This window comes from Halopseudomonas formosensis (genome assembly GCF_900115905.1).
GTDB lineage: Bacteria > Pseudomonadota > Gammaproteobacteria > Pseudomonadales > Pseudomonadaceae > Halopseudomonas > Halopseudomonas formosensis.
The window spans coordinates 121,482-137,675 of record NZ_FOYD01000002.1; the positions used below are offsets into that span (position 1 = coordinate 121,482).

Sequence of the window (16,194 nt, forward strand, 5' to 3'; positions counted from 1 at the left end):
CATGTCAGAGAGCGTTATCACTGCCCGCCACCTTAGCAAAGTCGTAAATGCCCCGGAAGCCAGGCTTACCATCCTCGACGATGTCAGTCTGGACATCTCCCGCGGCAGCAGTGTGGCAATCGTCGGCGCCTCCGGATCGGGCAAGTCCACCCTGCTGAGCCTGCTGGCGGGGCTTGATCTGCCCAGTACCGGCGAAGTGATTCTGGCCGGCCGCTCGCTGACCGGGCTCGACGAGGACCAGCGCGCCGCCCTGCGGGCCGAGCAGGTCGGTTTCGTCTTCCAGTCCTTCCAGTTGCTCGACAGCCTCACCGCGCTGGAAAACGTCATGCTGCCGCTGGAACTCGACGGCCGCCGCGACGCCGCCAACCGCGCCCGGCATCTGCTCGGCCGCGTCGGTCTCGACCACCGCCTGACTCACTATCCGCGCCAGCTGTCCGGTGGCGAACAGCAGCGGGTCGCCATTGCCCGCGCCTTCGCCAGTGATCCTGCGATCCTGTTCGCCGATGAGCCCACCGGCAATCTGGATGCGGCCACCGGCGCACGTATCACCGACCTGCTGTTCGAACTCAACCGGGAACAGGGCACCACCCTGGTTCTGGTCACCCATGACGAGCGCCTGGCCCAACGCTGCGCCAGCGCCCTGCACCTGGACGCCGGACGGCTGCAGGAGAACTCCGCATGAGCGGCGATCTGCCACTGGCCTCGCGCCTGCTGTTGCGCGAGTGGCGTGCCGGGGAGCTTCGGGTCATGCTCCTGGCGCTGCTGATTGCCGTCACCGTCAGCACCGCCATCAGCTTCTTCACCGACCGGCTGCAACGGGGCATGGTCACCCGCGCCGCCGAGTTTCTCGGTGCCGACATGCGCCTCTCTTCGCGGGACCCATGGCCCGACGAAGTTCTTCAAGAGGCCATCAAGAACAATCTGCAACACACTGATATCGTTGATTTTTCCAGCATCACTTCAAGCGAAACCGAGATGCTGCTTTCCAGCATCAAGGCCGTCGGGCCGGGCTACCCGCTGCGCGGCGAGGTACGCATCAGCGATGAGCCCCATGGCTCGGAGCGCACCGCCACCGCAATCCCGGAGCCCGGCACCGTCTGGGTTGAAGCCAGGCTGCTGAGCCAGCTGGACATGCAGGTCGGCGACCTGCTGGAAGTGGGCTATGCCCAGTTACGGGTGGCCGCGGTACTGACCCATGAACCCGACCGCGCCGGCGACTTCTACAGCCTGACTCCCCGGGTATTGATGAACCTTGGCGACCTGCCGGCAACCCGGGTCATCCAGCCGGGCAGCCGGGTGCGTTACCGCCTGCTGGTCAGTGGCGAGGAGGCCGATCTGCAACGCCTGCGCAGCTGGCTGGAGCCGCGCCTGGAAAGTCACCAGCGCATCACCTCGGTGGCCGATGACAATCGGCAGATCGGCAGTGCCCTGACCCGCGCCAACCAGCTCCTCGGGCTCGCCAGTATCGCCGCCGTGGTGCTGGCCGGAGTCGCCGTGGCCCTGTCCGCCAGTCGTTTTGCCCAGCGCCACTTCGACACCAGCGCCCTGCTGCGCTGCCTGGGTGCCAGCCGCACCCGCACCCTGCGGCTGTTCCTGCTGCAGTTGCTGGGTCTGGGCATCCTCGCCACCCTGCTCGGCCTGGCCAGCGGCTGGCTGATGCAGGCCGGACTGGTCTACCTGCTTCGCGAACTGCTGCCGCCGGACCTGCCGGGGGCCGGACTGCGCCCCCTGCTGGTGGGAGCCGCTACCGGCATGGTTTCACTGTTCGGCTTTGCCCTGCCACCCCTGCTGCGCCTGGGCCGGGTCTCCCCCCTGCGCGTGCTGCGCCGGGAGCTGACGCCGCTGCCCGGCAGCGGCTGGTTCATCTACGGGCTTGCCTTGTCCGCCCTGAGCCTGCTGATGTGGCAGTTCACCGATAATCTGCCGATGACCCTGGCAGTAATAACAGGAGGCGCCATTGCCGCCCTGCTGCTGGGCATCCTGGCCTGGCTGCTGCTGCGCGCCAGCGGCGACCGCCTGCGCCATCTCGGGCTGGCCTGGCGTCTGGGCAGCGGCCAGCTGCTCAAGCACCCCGCTGCTGCGGCAGGTCAGGTCCTGGCCTTCGGTCTGATTCTCATGGCCATGGTGGTGATCTTCGTTCTGCGGACCGAGCTGCTGGATACCTGGCAGGCCCAGTTGCCCGACGACGCTCCCAACCACTTCGCCCTCAACATACTGCCGGATCAGGAACAGGCCTTTGCCCAGGCGCTGGGCGAGATAGGCGCCACCAGCGCCCCGCTCTACCCGGTCACCCCGGGCCGCCTCACCAGCATCAATGGCCAGCCGGTGCGCACCCAGGTGACCAAGGACAGCCCGGGCGAGCGGGCCATCAACCGGGACCTGAGCCTGACCTGGGCCAGCGAACTGGCCCCCGACAACGAACTGGTCACAGGGCACTGGTGGCCGGACCTGCCCGAGGCAGAGGGCCATCGCGTCTCGGTCGAGGCGGAGCTGGCCGGGAGTCTGGGCATAGGCGTGGGCGACCAGCTCGGCTTTGTCATTGCCGGCACTACCCTGGAAGCCGAGGTCAGCAGTATCCGCAGCGTCAACTGGGACAACTTCACCCCCAACTTCTACATGGTGTTCTCCCCCGGCGCGCTGGACGGCATGCCCACCACGCTGCTGACCAGCTTCCACCTGCCGGCGGATCAGCGCGAGGGTCTGCGCCAGCTGACCCGCGCCTTTCCAGCCATGACCCTGCTGGAAGTCGAAGCCATTCTCGCCCAGCTGCGCGACATCCTGCGCCAGGTCACCATCGCCGTGGAATATGTTCTGATATTCGTGCTGCTGGCCGGCTTCACGGTACTGTTCGCCTCGCTGCAGTCGACCCTGGACACCCGCTTATACGAAGGCGCCCTGCTGCGTACCCTCGGCGCCCGCCGGCAACTGCTGCGCCAGGCCAACCGCCTGGAGTTCACCCTGCTCGGCACCCTCGCCGGCCTGCTGGCGGTGCTCGCCGCCGAGCTGGTCACCTGGCTGCTCTACCGCTTCGCCCTGAATCTGGAATGGCAACCGCACTACCTGCTGTGGCTGCTGGTCCCCGGCGCCGGCGCCCTGCTGATCGGCCTGGCGGGAGCGCTGGGCACACGGGCAGTGGTCAATCAGAGTCCTATGGGGTTGTTGCGCAGGGGGTAGTGGGCTGGGTGCTCCCGGGGGGAGCTGGGAGGGACGAGCACCAGCTCGTCCACGGACTGCCAGGGTGTAGCGCACCTGCGCTACGCCTGAGTGCTGATCCGCGAGACAACGCCTGTCGTCGAGCGGGTGCCCGAGTTCAGCTCTTCTCATACTCGATCGAATTGATATACCACACCGTCGTCCCCGCCTCGGTGGTCACTTGCGCCTCGTCATCCACCTCCTTCTTCAACAGCGCCCGCGCCATGGGCGAGTCGATGGAGATGTAGTCCTTGCGGTCGAAGATCTCGTCGTAACCGACGATCCGGAACCTGAGCTTGCGCCCTTTCTCATTCTCGATCTCCACCCAGGCGCCGAAGAACACCCTGCCCTCCTGCTCAGGTCGGTAATCCACCACCTTCAGGTATTCCAGACACTTGCGCAGGTAGCGCACCCGCCGGTCGATCTCCCGCAGGCGCTTCTTGTTGTACTGATAGTCGGCATTCTCGCTGCGATCGCCCAGGCTGGCGGCCCAGGTGACCTTGCGCGTGATCTCGGGGCGTTCCACGCGCCAGAGATGGTCCAGTTCCTGACGCAGATTCTCGTAACCCTGACGGGTAATCAACGGGGTTTTCAACGGCTACTCCTTCCATCACCTGCTGCAGGTGGTCGGCTGAACGAAATGCCTCAAGCAATCGGTCTTGAAAGTGCGTATACTACGCGATCTTCAATCCCCCAAGGTTTACTTCCCGTATGTCCGATACCGCTCCGGCGGCACCGCAATTTGCCGATCTTGGCTTGCCTGCACCGCTTCTTGAGGCCCTCAACAGCCTCGGCTATGAAACACCTTCTCCCATCCAGGCCGAGGCGATCCCGACGCTGCTGGCCGGCGAGGACCTGCTGGGCCTGGCCCAGACCGGCACCGGCAAGACCGCTGCCTTTTCCCTGCCCCTGCTGGCAGGCATCGATGTCAGCCTGCGTGCCACCCAGGCGCTGATTCTTACCCCGACCCGCGAGCTGGCTCTGCAGGTCGCCGAAGCGCTGCAGCGCTATGCGCAGAACATGCGCGGTTTTTCCGTACTGGCCCTGTACGGTGGCTCCCCCTTCGCGCCCCAGTTCAAGGCGCTGGAACGTGGTGCCCATGTGGTAGTGGCAACTCCCGGTCGTCTGACCGACCACATGCGCCGTGGCAGCATCAAGTTCGACAACATCCGTTTCCTGGTCCTCGACGAAGCGGATGAAATGCTCAAGATGGGCTTTGCCGACGACCTGGAAGCCGTCTTCGAGAAGGTGCCCGAGCACACGCAGAAAGCGCTGTTCTCCGCCACCATGCCCGCCGGCGTGCGTACCGTGGCCCGCAATCACATGCGCGAGCCCAAGGAAATCCGTCTGCACAGCGGCAAGAGCAGCAGCCTGGACACCATTACCCAGAAGGTCTGGGAAGTGGCCAACCACCACAAGCTGGACGCCATGACCCGCCTGCTGGAAGTCGAGCCGGTGGAGGCCATGATCGTCTTCGTCCGCACCAAGACTGCCAGTCTGGAGCTGTCCGAGCGGCTGGAAGCGCGTGGCTTTGCCGCCGCGGCGCTGAACGGCGACCTCAGTCAGCAACTGCGTGAGCAGGTGGTCGACCGCCTCAAGCGCGGTCTGCTGGACATTGTCGTGGCCACTGACGTGGCGGCCCGTGGTCTGGACGTGGAGCGTATCTCCCACGTACTCAACTACGATCTGCCCCACGACAGCGAATCCTATGTGCACCGCATCGGCCGTACCGGCCGCGCCGGTCGCTCCGGGACCGCCATCCTGTTCGCCACCCCGCGCGAGCGTCGACTGCTGCATCTGCTGGAGAAGGCCACCGGCCAGAAGATCGAGCAGCAGGCACTGCCGACCGCCGACGCGGTACGCAGCGGTCGCCTGAGCAAGCTGGCCACCCGTCTGCAGACCGCTGCCGAAGGCACCGGCTCGCTGCATCAGCAGCTGGTCGAGGAACTGCTGCAGGTGACCAACATGGAGCCCCTGGAGCTGGTCGCCGCCCTGCTGGCGATCCTGCCCGGCGCCAAGACCCTGATCGAGCCCGTGGCCGATCTGCCGGTCGCCCCGCCGCGACGCGAGCGCGAGATGGGTGATGATCGCGACGCCGGTCTGGTCCGCTACAAGGTTCAGGGTGGCCGTTCCAACAACCTGATGCCCAAGCCGCTGGTCGATGTACTGGTCAAGCATGGTGGCCTGCGCCGTCAGCAGATTGGTCACATCAAGATGTTCACCGAACACACAGGTGTCTATCTGCCCCAGCTGGACCAGTCGGTGCTCAACAAGCTGGCCGGCGTGGAAGTCAACGGCGTCGCCCTGCAGATCCGCGAATGGCCGCTGCCACCCGGTGAAGTCGAGCGTCCGCGCAGCCCCCGCCCGCCGCGCAAGGACTTTGCCGGCAAGCCCCGCACCAGCAAACCGGCGCGGCGTGCCTGAGTAGCCACTGATGCAGTGGGTCGATATCGGCGTCAACCTGCTTGACGCCGCCTTTGACAAGGACAGGGACCAGGTGCTGGAACGCGCCTGGGAGTCCGGGGTCAGCCAGATGGTACTGACCGCCACCACCGTGGAAGAGTGCGCTGCCCTGCAGACGCTCTGCAACACCGACCCGCAGCGGCTGTTCTGCACGGCGGGTATCCATCCCCATCACGCCCGTGACTGGAGTGCCGATACCGAAGCCGATCTGCGCCTGCTGGCCCAGGCCGACCCGGTGCGGGCCATCGGTGAATGCGGCCTGGACTTCAATCGCGACTTCTCCCCGCGGCCAGTGCAGATCAGCGCCTTCGAGCGTCAACTGGAACTGGCGGCGGAGCTGGGCTATCCGGTCTTCGTGCATGAGCGCGAGGCCAGCGACACGCTCAGCGCCATACTGCGAGATTTCCGCGACCGTCTGCCCGCTGCGGTAGTGCATTGCTTCACCGCCGACAAGGATGCCCTGTACCGCTACCTCGATCTGGATCTGCATATCGGCATCACCGGCTGGATCTGTGATGAACGCCGGGGCACCCACCTGCAGCCGCTGGTTCGGGATATCCCCGCCGGACGACTGATGCTGGAAACCGATGCTCCCTGGCTGCTGCCACGCACCCTGAATCCCAAGCCGAAGAACCGTCGTAACGAACCCGCCTTCATCACCGAAGTGGCCACCATGGTCGCCCGCTGCCGAGAGGAAAGCCTCGAGCAACTGGCCGCCCACACCACAGCAACCGCCCGCGCCTTCTTCCGCCTCGACGCGCCTGATGACAGCCAGCTGACATAAGCGCAGCGGCTGAAACACGGGGGCAGTAAAAACCTCGTCCAGCCCCTTGCTACCAGCTAGTCTCCCCTGCGCCCTTGAGCTATTCTGTGCGCAATCGGCTGTCCCTTCGGGAATGGATGCTCGGCACAGCCCCAACGCCGTTTTCCCCGGGAGTCACCCTTGATGCTGCACCTGAAAAAACTCTTCCTCTGCAGCCTGATTCCGCTCGCCGGTTTCCTGACCAGCAGCGACATCCTTGCCCAGAGTGACCGTGGGTCCCTGCCGGCCCGTGTCAGCTCCGCGCTGGCCGCGGCCAAGATTCCAACCGATGCCATGTCTCTGGCGGTGATTCCGCTGGAGGGCCAGGGCATGGCCCAGTTCGTCAATGCCGATCAACCGGTCAACCCGGCCTCGACCATGAAGCTGGTCACCACCTACGCAGCCCTTGAGCTGCTCGGCCCCAATTACCAGTGGCAGACCGATCTCTACGGTACCGGCCCCATCAGCAATGGCGAGCTTCAGGGCGACCTGATCTTCCGCAGCAGCGGCGATCCCAAGCTGACCATGGAGCGCCTGTGGCTGATGCTGCGCGACCTGCGTGCCGCCGGCGTGCGCGAGGTGCGCGGTGATCTGGTCCTGCAGCCCGCGGATCTGCGCATGCCCGCTGATCTGCCACCCTTCCAGGACGACGGCAATGATCCGACACGCCCCTTTCTGGTCGAACCCGACCCGCTGCTGACCAACCTCAAGCTGTTGTCGCTGCGTACCTACGGTGAAGCCGGGGGCGTACGCACCCATCTGGAGCCGGCGCTGCCCGAGGTCACCATCGACAATCAGCTGAGCGTGCTGGCCCCGGTCAACAGCTGCCCCTGGCCGAACGTGCACTACGCGGTGAAGGATGACGGCCAGCGCGCCACCATCACCCTCACCGGCTCACTGCATCAGGGCTGCAGCGCCGAGCGCTATCTGTCGGCACTGGACGCTCCGGTATATACCGCCAGCCTGATCCGCACCCTCTGGCACGAAATGGGCGGGCGTATCCACGGTGGCAACCGCATCGGCCATTCGCCAAGCGGCGCCCGCCTGCTGGCCCGCAGCACCTCACCGGACCTGGTGGACGTTGCCCGGGATATCAACAAGTTCAGCAACAACACCATGGCGCGCCAGCTGTTCCTGACCATAGGCCGCGAACAGCGCAGTGCGGCGGACGCCGACGACCACAAGGCCGCCACCCGCATCATCAACCAGTGGCTGGCCGACAAGGGCATTCAGGCCAATGGGCTGGTACTGGAAAACGGTGCCGGGCTGTCGCGCATGGAGCGCATGACGGCCAGGGACATGAGTCAGCTGCTGAGCCACGCCTGGCGCAGCCCCTATGCCGCCGAGTTCGTCGCCTCCCTGCCCCTGGCGGCGATGGATGGCACCATGCGCCGACGCCTGCGCAATACCCCGGTGGCCGGCCAGGCCCATATCAAGACCGGCACCCTGCGCAACGTCCGCGCCATCGCCGGCATCACCCGAGACAACAACGGCCAGAGCTGGGCGGTCACCGCCATCGTCAACCACCCCGCCGCCGGCGGCAGCCGCGAAGCCCTGGACCTGGTCCTCACCGACGTCCACCGCCGCGGCCCCACCGACGTAGCCGACCGCCGCTGAGCCGGGGGCGGGTGCTCCTGCGGTTCGGGGAGAATCCCGGTTTCGGTGCAGGAAAATCCCGGCTTGGGTGTAGGAGCACCGCCCTCGGTGCGAACCGGCCCAGCCCACATTCGCACCCGGGGCGGGTGCTCCTACGGTGCGAGGTGGTGGCAGCTTCATTTGTAGGAGCACCGCCACGGTGCGAAAGCGAAGTCCGGCCAAAACACCGAGCCAGCCCCGGTGCGAAAGTGGACTCCAGCCAAGACACCGAGCCAGCCCCATTCGCACCCGGGCCGGGTGCTCCTACGGTTCGGGGAAAATCCCGGTTTTGCTGTAGGAGCACCGCCACGGTGCGAAAGCGGAGCCCAGCCAAGACACCGAGTCCGCTCCATTCGCACCCGGGGCGGGTGCTCCTACAAGGCCGGGGGTGCGCTGTTACTGCCGGCGGGTAATCCGCCAGCTGCGGTGTATCCGCGGGTTGCGCTGGAAGTCCTTGTCCAGGGTCTGGGCGGAGATATCCTCGACCTGGTACTTCTCCTCCAGTGCCGGGTCCAGCTTGAAGCGGCGGAAGTTGTTGGAGAAATACAGCACCCCGCCGGGTGCCAGACGGGCCATGGCCATGTCCAGCAGCTGCACATGGTCGCGCTGCACATCGAACACGTCGTCCATGCGTTTGGAGTTGGAGAAGGTCGGCGGGTCGATGAAGATCAGATCGTACTCGCCCCTGTCCTGCTCCAGCCATTTCATCACGTCATCCTGCACCAGCTGGTGCAGGTCCGACAAACCATTGAGCGCCAGATTGCGCCGCGCCCAATCCAGATAGGTTTTCGACAGATCCACACTGGTGGTGCGCCGTGCGCCACCCACCGCCGCGTGCACAGTGGCACTGGCGGTGTAGCAGAACAGGTTCAGGAAGCGCTTGCCGCGGGCCTCCTCGGCGATGCGCAAGCGCATGGGTCTGTGGTCTAGGAAGAGCCCGGTATCCAGGTAGTCGGTGAGGTTGACCAGCAGCCTGACCTGTCCCTCCTGCACCGTGAGGAACTCGCCCCGACGATCCATGCGCTCGTACTGCTGCTTGCCGGTCTGGCGCTGACGCTGCTTGAGCACCACCCGCTCGGCGGGTATGCCCAGCACCTGCGGCAGGGCCACCAGCACATCCTGCAGCCGGGCCTGGGCCTTGTCCTCGCTGACGCTGGCCGGCGCGGCGTATTCCTGCACATGGGCCCAGCCATCATAGAGATCGACCGCCACGGCAAATTCGGGCATGTCCGCGTCATACAGCCGGTAGCAGCTGATGTTCTGCTGGCGGGCCCACTTGCCCAGGGTCTTGAGATTCTTCTTCAGGCGGTTGGCGAACATCTGCGCCGATTCGCTCAGGCGCGCCTCGGTAACCGGCGCCGCGCCGGCCTTCTCCCCCGCCGAATCCGGCTGATTGCTGCCGGTGATGTAGCGTTCGGGCTGCAGATCCATCAACAGCAGCTTGCAGGGCAAGGCACCGTTGAACAGCGAGTACTGCTTGTGGCTGCGGATACCCATGCGCCGGCCCAGCTCGGGGTTGCCGGTGAAGATCGCCGCCTGCCACCCGGTGCATTCCCGACGCAGCACCTCGCCCAGCTTCTGGTACAGGTAGACCAGACTCGCGGCCTCGCCCAGACGCTCGCCATAGGGCGGATTGCAGACGATCAGACCGGTCTGCCCCCGGTCCGGGTGGGGTGCGAAGGTGGCCAGCTCGCCCTGGTAGACCTTGATCCATTCGCCCAGCCCGGCGCGCTGGATGTTGTTGCGCAGCGGCTGCAGCAGACGCGGATCGGCCTCGTAGCCGCGAATCCATGAGGGCGTACGGGCCAGGCCGGCTTCGGCACGCTGGCGGGCCTCTTCCAGCAGACGGTTCCACATCGCCGGCACGTGCTGCAGCCAGTGACTGAAGCCCCAGTGCTGTCGATGCAGGTTGGGCGCGATGTCCGCGGCCATCAGCCCGGCCTCGACCAGGAAGGTACCGGAACCGCACATTGGATCGGCCAATGCCGCCCCCTGGGCCGCCATGGCCGGCCAGTTGGCACGTATCAGCACGGCGGCCGCCAGGTTCTCCTTGAGCGGAGCAGCGCCCTGCTGCAGACGGTAGCCGCGCTGATGCAGGCTGTTGCCGGACATATCCAGCGCCAGCTGCACCTCGCCATTGCGGCAATGCACGTTGATCCGCAGCTGGGGGTTGACCTTGTCTACCGAAGGCCGTTCGCCAGAGGGCGTGCGCAGGCGGTCAACGATGGCGTCCTTGACCCGCAGCGCGCCGAAATGGGTATTGTCGACCCCCGGCAGCGTACCGCTGAAATCCACCGCCAGGGTGCCGTCGCTGGCCAGATGATCCGCCCAATCCAGCGTCGCCACACCGTCATACATCGCCTGGGCGCTGTCCGCTGGGAATCGCTGGAGAATCAACAGCACCCGGTTGGCCAGGCGCGACCACAGGCACAGGCGATAACCCAGTTCCAGATTGCCGCTGGCATGGACGCCGGCCACGGTTTCCCGGGCGCTTTGCGCTCCCAATGCGCGCACCTCGTCGAGCAACAGCCCCTCGATTCCTTTCGGGCAGGTAATAAAAAATTCAAGGGTGTCGCGCATCTGTTTGATTTCCATCGTTATGTAATATCTGGCAGGCAACCCTGAGGATTAAGGGTGCTGTACATATGCCAATTTGATCTTTGTGAACCCTGCCCAATAGGGTACAACGGACTCAAGTGCAAACAAGGGGTTTCGCCTTTTGCGCAATCCCTGGATGCAGGAGCAACTCCTGCATCGATGCGGGCCTTGTCCCGTATCTTTCCCGGGCCGCACACCGCGGTCCGGGTTGTCCTACTACATGAGGGCTGTACTTTATGAGAAGACTAAAGCGTGATCCGATGGAACGAGCATTTTTGCGCGGGTATCAGAACGGCGTTCAAGGCAAATCTCAAGATTCCTGTCCCTTCAATGGCGGACCCAACAGACAGAACTGGATCAACGGCTGGCGTGAGGGCAGAGCCGACCACTGGGCAGGATATACCGGAATTTCAGGCGTGCATCGCCTCAACGAGATGCGCGCAGTAGGGTAATCCCCTCAAGCTTGACCTTTTTCTCCCAGGGCGCTTACTCAAAGCGCCGGGCCCTAGAGGCCCAGGCCCCCGGAACATCACCGGGGGCCATTTCATTCAGGCCCCCGATTTTACGTCTTCGTCAGCCCCGGTCCGCCGACGGCAGCGCCGCAATTGCATCCACGCACTCACGGATCAGCTCCGGGCCACGGTAGATGAAACCGCTGTATACCTGTACCAGGCTGGCGCCGGCAGCGATCTTCGCTGCTGCATCGGCACCCCGGAGAATCCCGCCGGCGCCGATGATCGGCAGCCTGCCTTTCAGCTCGCCCGCCAGTACCCGTATCACCTCGGTGGACACCTCGGTCAGCGGCCCGCCGGACAATCCGCCCGCCTCGTCCGCGTGCTCCAGCCCCTCGACGCGGGTGCGATCCAGGGTGGTATTGGTGGCAATTACCGCATCCATCCCCTGCTCCACCAGCGTACGCGCCACCAGCACCAGCTCCTCGGGAGTCATGTCCGGCGCGATCTTGATGGCCACCGGCACGTAGCGGCCCTGCTCCGCCGCCAGATTTTCCTGGCAGGCCTTGATTTCGCCCAGCAGTGCCTTGAGCGTATCGCCGTACTGCAGAGTGCGCAGACCGGGGGTGTTGGGCGAGGACAGGTTCACCGTAACGTAACCGGCATGGGCGTAGACCCTGCGCAGGCAGTACAGGTAGTCGTCCACCGCCCGCTCGACCGGGGTAACGGCATTCTTGCCGATATTGATGCCCAGTGGTCCCTGGTAGCGCAGCCGGCCAACCCGCTCGACCAGCGCGTCCACACCGAGGTTGTTGAAGCCCATGCGGTTGATGATGGCGTTGGCTTCCGGCAGGCGGAACAGGCGCGGCTTGGGATTGCCGGGCTGCGCCCGGGGCGTGACCGTGCCCACCTCGATGAAGCCGAAACCCAGATCGGCGAGGCCGTCCACTGCCACCGCGTTCTTGTCCAGACCCGCCGCCAGCCCTACCGGGTTGTCGAAGGTCATGCCCAGCACCTGTACCGGATGGGACGCCACCGGCCGCGCCAGATGCCTGGCCAGACGCAGACGCCCGGCAGCACCCAGCATATCCAGCGCCAGATCGTGGGAAGTTTCCGCCGGCAGGCGGAACATCAGGGAACGTAAGGTGGAATACATGGCATGCCCCGCAGGAAAAAAGCTGCGCGGAGTATACCCCATAAACGCCGGATCACCGATCACCGGCTGCAAGGGAATGTCACCTGCGCCGCAGCTGCGAAGGCAGCACAGACGCAGGTGACAAGGGTCAGCCCAGCCGTTCCAGGGACACCAGCTTGCCCTCGTCGGTAAACTTCAGGACGAAGCTGCCGTGCACCCCTTCATGGGTGAGAAAGGGGCGCAGGTGGTGGGCCGGGAGGCTGATGCTGCGCCCATCGCGGCTGTGCATCAGCACTCGGTCGGCCTGGCCCTTGTACCAGGCCAGGAAGCGGTCGGCTGGCAACGCCAGATCAACGATGAGTTGCTGCATTCGTCACCTGTCCACAGTGCTGGCCAGTTCGGCCAGCTCCCGCGTTGCTACCGCCATCATCGGATAGTCGCTGGGGCCGGCGGCCCGCAATTCTGCAACCAGCTTCTGCCAGCGCGCCATGGGCACCTGGTTATCCTCCAGCCAGGCCGACACCAGTTCCGCCGCCGAGGCCGTGGTCCGACCGTTCTGCAGCACGCTGATGGTCAGGGCACTCAACTGGTTCTCCAGCTGGTCACGGTAGGCTTCACGGGCCAGAGCCTGCCACTGCGTGATGGCCGGCAGGCTGTTGACCTGCTCGCCCAGCCAGGGCAACTGCAACTCGCTGCCCAGGGTAAACAGCACCTTGGCCACCTTCTCCTCTGGCTCACCAGTGGCATCGGCGGCGCGTATCACCCCGAGCAACGTATACAGGTGCACCGTGCCCGCAGCCTGACGGGCGATGGGCGCCGGGACCCCGGCCTGGATGAAGTAGTCGAAACGCTCCTGCCACAGCTCCCGTACAGAGCCTTCGAGCATGCCGTCGAAACCGGCGTTCAGCGCGCGAATCCTGGGCGCGAAATGCTCGGCTTCGACGGAGGGCTCCAGCTCCGGCCCCCGGCGACGCAGGAACCAGCGCGTGGCGCCCCGGGCCAGCCGCACCAGCTCGTGCATCAGCTCCAGCTGCAGTTCTGCGGGCAACTGGTTATCCAGTTGCTCGATGGCCGCGAAGGCTTCAGCTATGTGGAACACCTCCCGCGCCAGCACATAGGCGGCCACTATCTGACCCACATTGGCACCGGTGGACTGCTCCATGCGCCGCAGGAAGGTGATGCCCATGTGGTTGACCAGGTCGTTGGCCAGCTGGGTGGCAATGATCTCGCGGCGCAGTTTGTGGCGGCCCAGCGCCTCGGCATGGCCTTCAACCAGCTGCCGCGGGAAGGCCCGCTGCAGGGTCGCCGCCAGCAGCGGATCGTCCAGCACAGGGGCAGCCACCAGCCGCTCCTTGAGATCAGCCTTGGCGTAGCTGACCAGTACCGCCAGCTCCGGTCGGGTCAGGCCCTGACCGGTACTGGCCCGCTCGGCCAGTTGTTCATCCTCGGGCAGGGCTTCCAGCACACGGCTCAAACGGCCGCTGGATTCCATCACGTTGATGAAGCGACGGTACTCGATCATGGTCGGAACCACCTGTGACCGGGCCAGACTGATGGCCTGGGTCTGCTTGTAGTTGCTGGCGAGCACCAGCTGCGCCACCTCGTCGGTCATCTCCACCAACAGGCTGTTGCGCTGCTCCAGGGTCATCTGTCCGGAGGACACCAGCTCATTGAGCAGGATCTTGATGTTGACCTCCTGGTCGGAGCAGCTGACCCCGCCGGCGTTGTCGATGAAGTCGGTGTTGCAGGCGCCACCCCGCAGGCAGTACTCGACCCGCCCCAGCTGGGTCATGCCCAGGTTGCCGCCCTCGCCTATCACCCTGGCGCGCACCTCGTTGCCATTGACCCGCAGGCCGTCATTGGCCTTGTCGCCCACGTCCGCGTGGCTTTCACTGGAGGCCTTGATATAGGTGCCGATGCCGCCGTTCCAGATCAGGTCAACGGGTGCCTTGAGCAGGCGATTGATGAGTTCGTTGGGAGTCAGGTGCTCTTCGTCGATGTCGAAGACTTCCCGGATCTGCGGGCTGAGCGGGATCTGCTTGAGCTGGCGGGAGAACACGCCGCCACCCTCGGAAATCAATTCCGTGTTGTAGTCGGACCAGCCCGAGCGCGGCAAATGATAAAGGCGCTGACGCTCATCGAAACTGCGACCGGCATCCACCGGGTTGGGGTCGATGAAGATCTCCAGGTGGTTGAAGGCCGCCAGCAGGCGCACCGAGCGGGAGCGCAGCAGACCGTTGCCAAATACGTCGCCGCTCATGTCGCCGATACCTATGACGGTGATCGGGTCCTTCTGCACATCCACGCCCAGCTCGCGGAAATGCCGCTGCACCGAGATCCAGGCGCCCCGGGCGGTGATCGCCATGCCCTTGTGATCGTACCCCACCGAGCCACCGGAGGCGAAGGCATCGCCCATCCAGAAGCCGTAGTCGGCGGCAATACCGTTGGCAATGTCGGAGAAGGTCGCCGTGCCCTTGTCCGCGGCCACCACCAGGTAATAGTCATCGTCATCGTGACGGATCACCTGCGGCGGCGGTACCACCTTGCCGTCGACGAGATTATCGGTGATATCCAGCAAACCCTGGATGAAGATGCGGTAGCAGGCGATGGCCTCCTGCTGGACAGCATCGCGACCGGCCTCATGGGGCAGACGCCGCGGCACGAAACCACCCTTGGCACCTGCGGGCACGATCACCGCGTTCTTCACCTGTTGGGCCTTGGTCAGCCCCAGCACCTCGGTGCGGTAGTCCTCCTCCCGGTCGGACCAGCGCAGACCACCCCGGGCGACCTTGCCGCCGCGCAGGTGCACGCCTTCGACACGGGGCGAGTAGACGAAGATCTCGTACATCGGTCGCGGCAAAGGCAGCTCCGGAATCGCCGCCGGGTTGAACTTCAGACTGAAGTAATCCTTGGGCTGACCCTGGGCATCGGTCTGGTAGAAGTTGGTGCGCAGAGTGGCCTTGATCAGGTCCAGATAGCGGCGCAGGATGCGATCCTCGTTGAGCACCGCCACGCCGTCCAGCGCGCTCAGAATGGCCTGTTCCAGCTTCTGCTCCAGCTCCCCGGCGCTGGGCTTGCGGGCCAGGAAGAAGCGGGTCTTGAACAGCCGCACCAGCTCCCGCGCAATGGGCGCATGGTTGGCCAGGGTGGCGGCGATATAGGGCAGCTCGAAGCCCATGCGGATCTGCTTGATATAGCGACCCAGGGCACGCAGCAGGGCCGCCTCGCGCCAGTGGATACCCGCCAGCAGAATCAGCCGGTTGAAGGCGTCGTTCTCCGCCTTGCCGTTCCAGATCGCAGTGAAGGCGCCGCGGAACAGCTCATTGACATCCTCGATGTCCAGCTCGGCATCCAGCGCGTTGCAGAACACGAAGTCATGGATCCAGAACGTCTGGCCGTCATCCCGGGTGATCTGGAACGGAAACTCGCCGAGTACCCGCAGGCCCAGGTTGTCCAGCACAGGCATCACGTCGGACAGCGGCAGCGAACCGCCGAAATGATAGAGCTTGCAGTGCAGCTCGGTGTCCTTGCCCCCCTCACGCTGGTAGAAACTCATCGCCAGCGGGTTGTCCGCACTCAGCCCCTGCAGAAACTGCAGGTCGGCTACGGCAGTGGCCGGACTGAAACGGGTGCTGTAGCCCGGGGGGAAGCCCCCACGAAACCGCGCCAGCAGCTCGCCGTCGGCATTACCGGACTGCTGCATCATCCGCCAGGCGCAGAGCAGACCGTCGATCAACTCGCGCTCGTGCCGTGAGCCGAGATCCTCCAGAGAGGTAACGCCGAAATATTCTTCGGCAAACAACGCCAGGGCTTCCTGCTCGCCCGGCTCGGCCAGCTCCTTGACCCGTTGGCGGATGTACTGCTGAAAATCCGCCTTGCTGCTGGCAACGATAAAACTCATGAACCTACTCCCTCAA

Annotated in this window: 10 protein-coding genes and 1 pseudogene; 6 read left to right on the top strand and 5 right to left on the bottom strand. The window is 65.0% G+C overall.

What is annotated here, in order from left to right; all coding sequences use genetic code 11:
* Nucleotide 1 precedes the first annotated feature (1 nt).
* A complete protein-coding gene (locus BM046_RS03625; protein ID WP_090537097.1) occupies nucleotides 2-682 on the top strand; it encodes an ABC transporter ATP-binding protein in 681 nt (226 codons plus the stop codon).
* On the top strand, nucleotides 679-3,174 hold the full coding sequence (locus tag BM046_RS03630) for an ABC transporter permease (RefSeq protein WP_090537099.1): 2,496 nt from the start codon (nucleotides 679-681) through the stop codon (nucleotides 3,172-3,174). Before BM046_RS03625 ends, BM046_RS03630 begins: the two co-directional genes overlap by 4 nt.
* 136 nt (nucleotides 3,175-3,310) lie before the next feature.
* On the opposite strand, the gene greB is transcribed toward BM046_RS03630, so the two are convergent.
* Nucleotides 3,311-3,787: a transcription elongation factor GreB gene (gene greB, locus BM046_RS03635; RefSeq protein WP_090537100.1), complete on the bottom strand. Its 477-nt coding sequence runs from the start codon at nucleotides 3,785-3,787 to the stop codon at nucleotides 3,311-3,313.
* Nucleotides 3,788-3,903: 116 nt separating this feature from the next.
* Between greB and BM046_RS03640 the strand changes: the two genes are divergently transcribed.
* The 3 genes from BM046_RS03640 (at nucleotide 3,904) to dacB (ending at nucleotide 8,074) form a co-directional block, all read left to right on the top strand.
* A complete protein-coding gene (locus tag BM046_RS03640) occupies nucleotides 3,904-5,616 on the top strand; it encodes a DEAD/DEAH box helicase (RefSeq protein ID WP_090537102.1) in 1,713 nt (570 codons plus the stop codon).
* 10 nt (nucleotides 5,617-5,626) lie between these two features.
* Nucleotides 5,627-6,439 carry a TatD family hydrolase gene (locus tag BM046_RS03645; RefSeq protein ID WP_090537104.1) on the top strand — a complete coding sequence of 271 codons (813 nt, stop codon included), beginning with the start codon at nucleotides 5,627-5,629 and terminating at the stop codon, nucleotides 6,437-6,439.
* A 159-nt stretch (nucleotides 6,440-6,598) separates the two neighbouring features.
* Complete coding sequence (gene dacB, locus BM046_RS03650) at nucleotides 6,599-8,074, top strand: D-alanyl-D-alanine carboxypeptidase/D-alanyl-D-alanine endopeptidase (protein ID WP_090537106.1); 1,476 nt, start codon at nucleotides 6,599-6,601, stop codon at nucleotides 8,072-8,074.
* A 414-nt stretch (nucleotides 8,075-8,488) separates the two neighbouring features.
* Here the strand turns inward: dacB and rlmKL are convergent, their stop codons facing one another.
* Nucleotides 8,489-10,672, bottom strand: a complete 2,184-nt coding sequence (rlmKL, locus tag BM046_RS03655) for a bifunctional 23S rRNA (guanine(2069)-N(7))-methyltransferase RlmK/23S rRNA (guanine(2445)-N(2))-methyltransferase RlmL (protein ID WP_090537719.1) — start codon at nucleotides 10,670-10,672, stop codon at nucleotides 8,489-8,491.
* A 254-nt stretch (nucleotides 10,673-10,926) separates the two neighbouring features.
* Here rlmKL and rmf point away from each other — a divergent pair, with 254 nt between their 5' ends.
* On the top strand, nucleotides 10,927-11,142 hold the full coding sequence (gene rmf, locus BM046_RS03660; protein ID WP_090537108.1) for a ribosome modulation factor: 216 nt from the start codon (nucleotides 10,927-10,929) through the stop codon (nucleotides 11,140-11,142).
* A 121-nt stretch (nucleotides 11,143-11,263) separates the two neighbouring features.
* Here the strand turns inward: rmf and BM046_RS03665 are convergent, their stop codons facing one another.
* From BM046_RS03665 to BM046_RS03675, 3 genes and pseudogenes are all read right to left on the bottom strand, one after another.
* Entirely contained in the window at nucleotides 11,264-12,298 is a 1,035-nt protein-coding gene (locus BM046_RS03665) for a quinone-dependent dihydroorotate dehydrogenase (protein ID WP_090537721.1), read from the bottom strand.
* Between the two features lie 127 nt (nucleotides 12,299-12,425).
* Entirely contained in the window at nucleotides 12,426-12,647 is a 222-nt protein-coding gene (locus tag BM046_RS03670; protein ID WP_090537110.1) for a DUF2835 domain-containing protein, read from the bottom strand.
* A gap of 3 nt (nucleotides 12,648-12,650) precedes the next feature.
* Nucleotides 12,651-15,983 (bottom strand): annotated as a pseudogene (locus BM046_RS03675) (NAD-glutamate dehydrogenase); the annotation flags it as partial.
* Nucleotides 15,984-16,194: the final 211 nt, after the last annotated feature.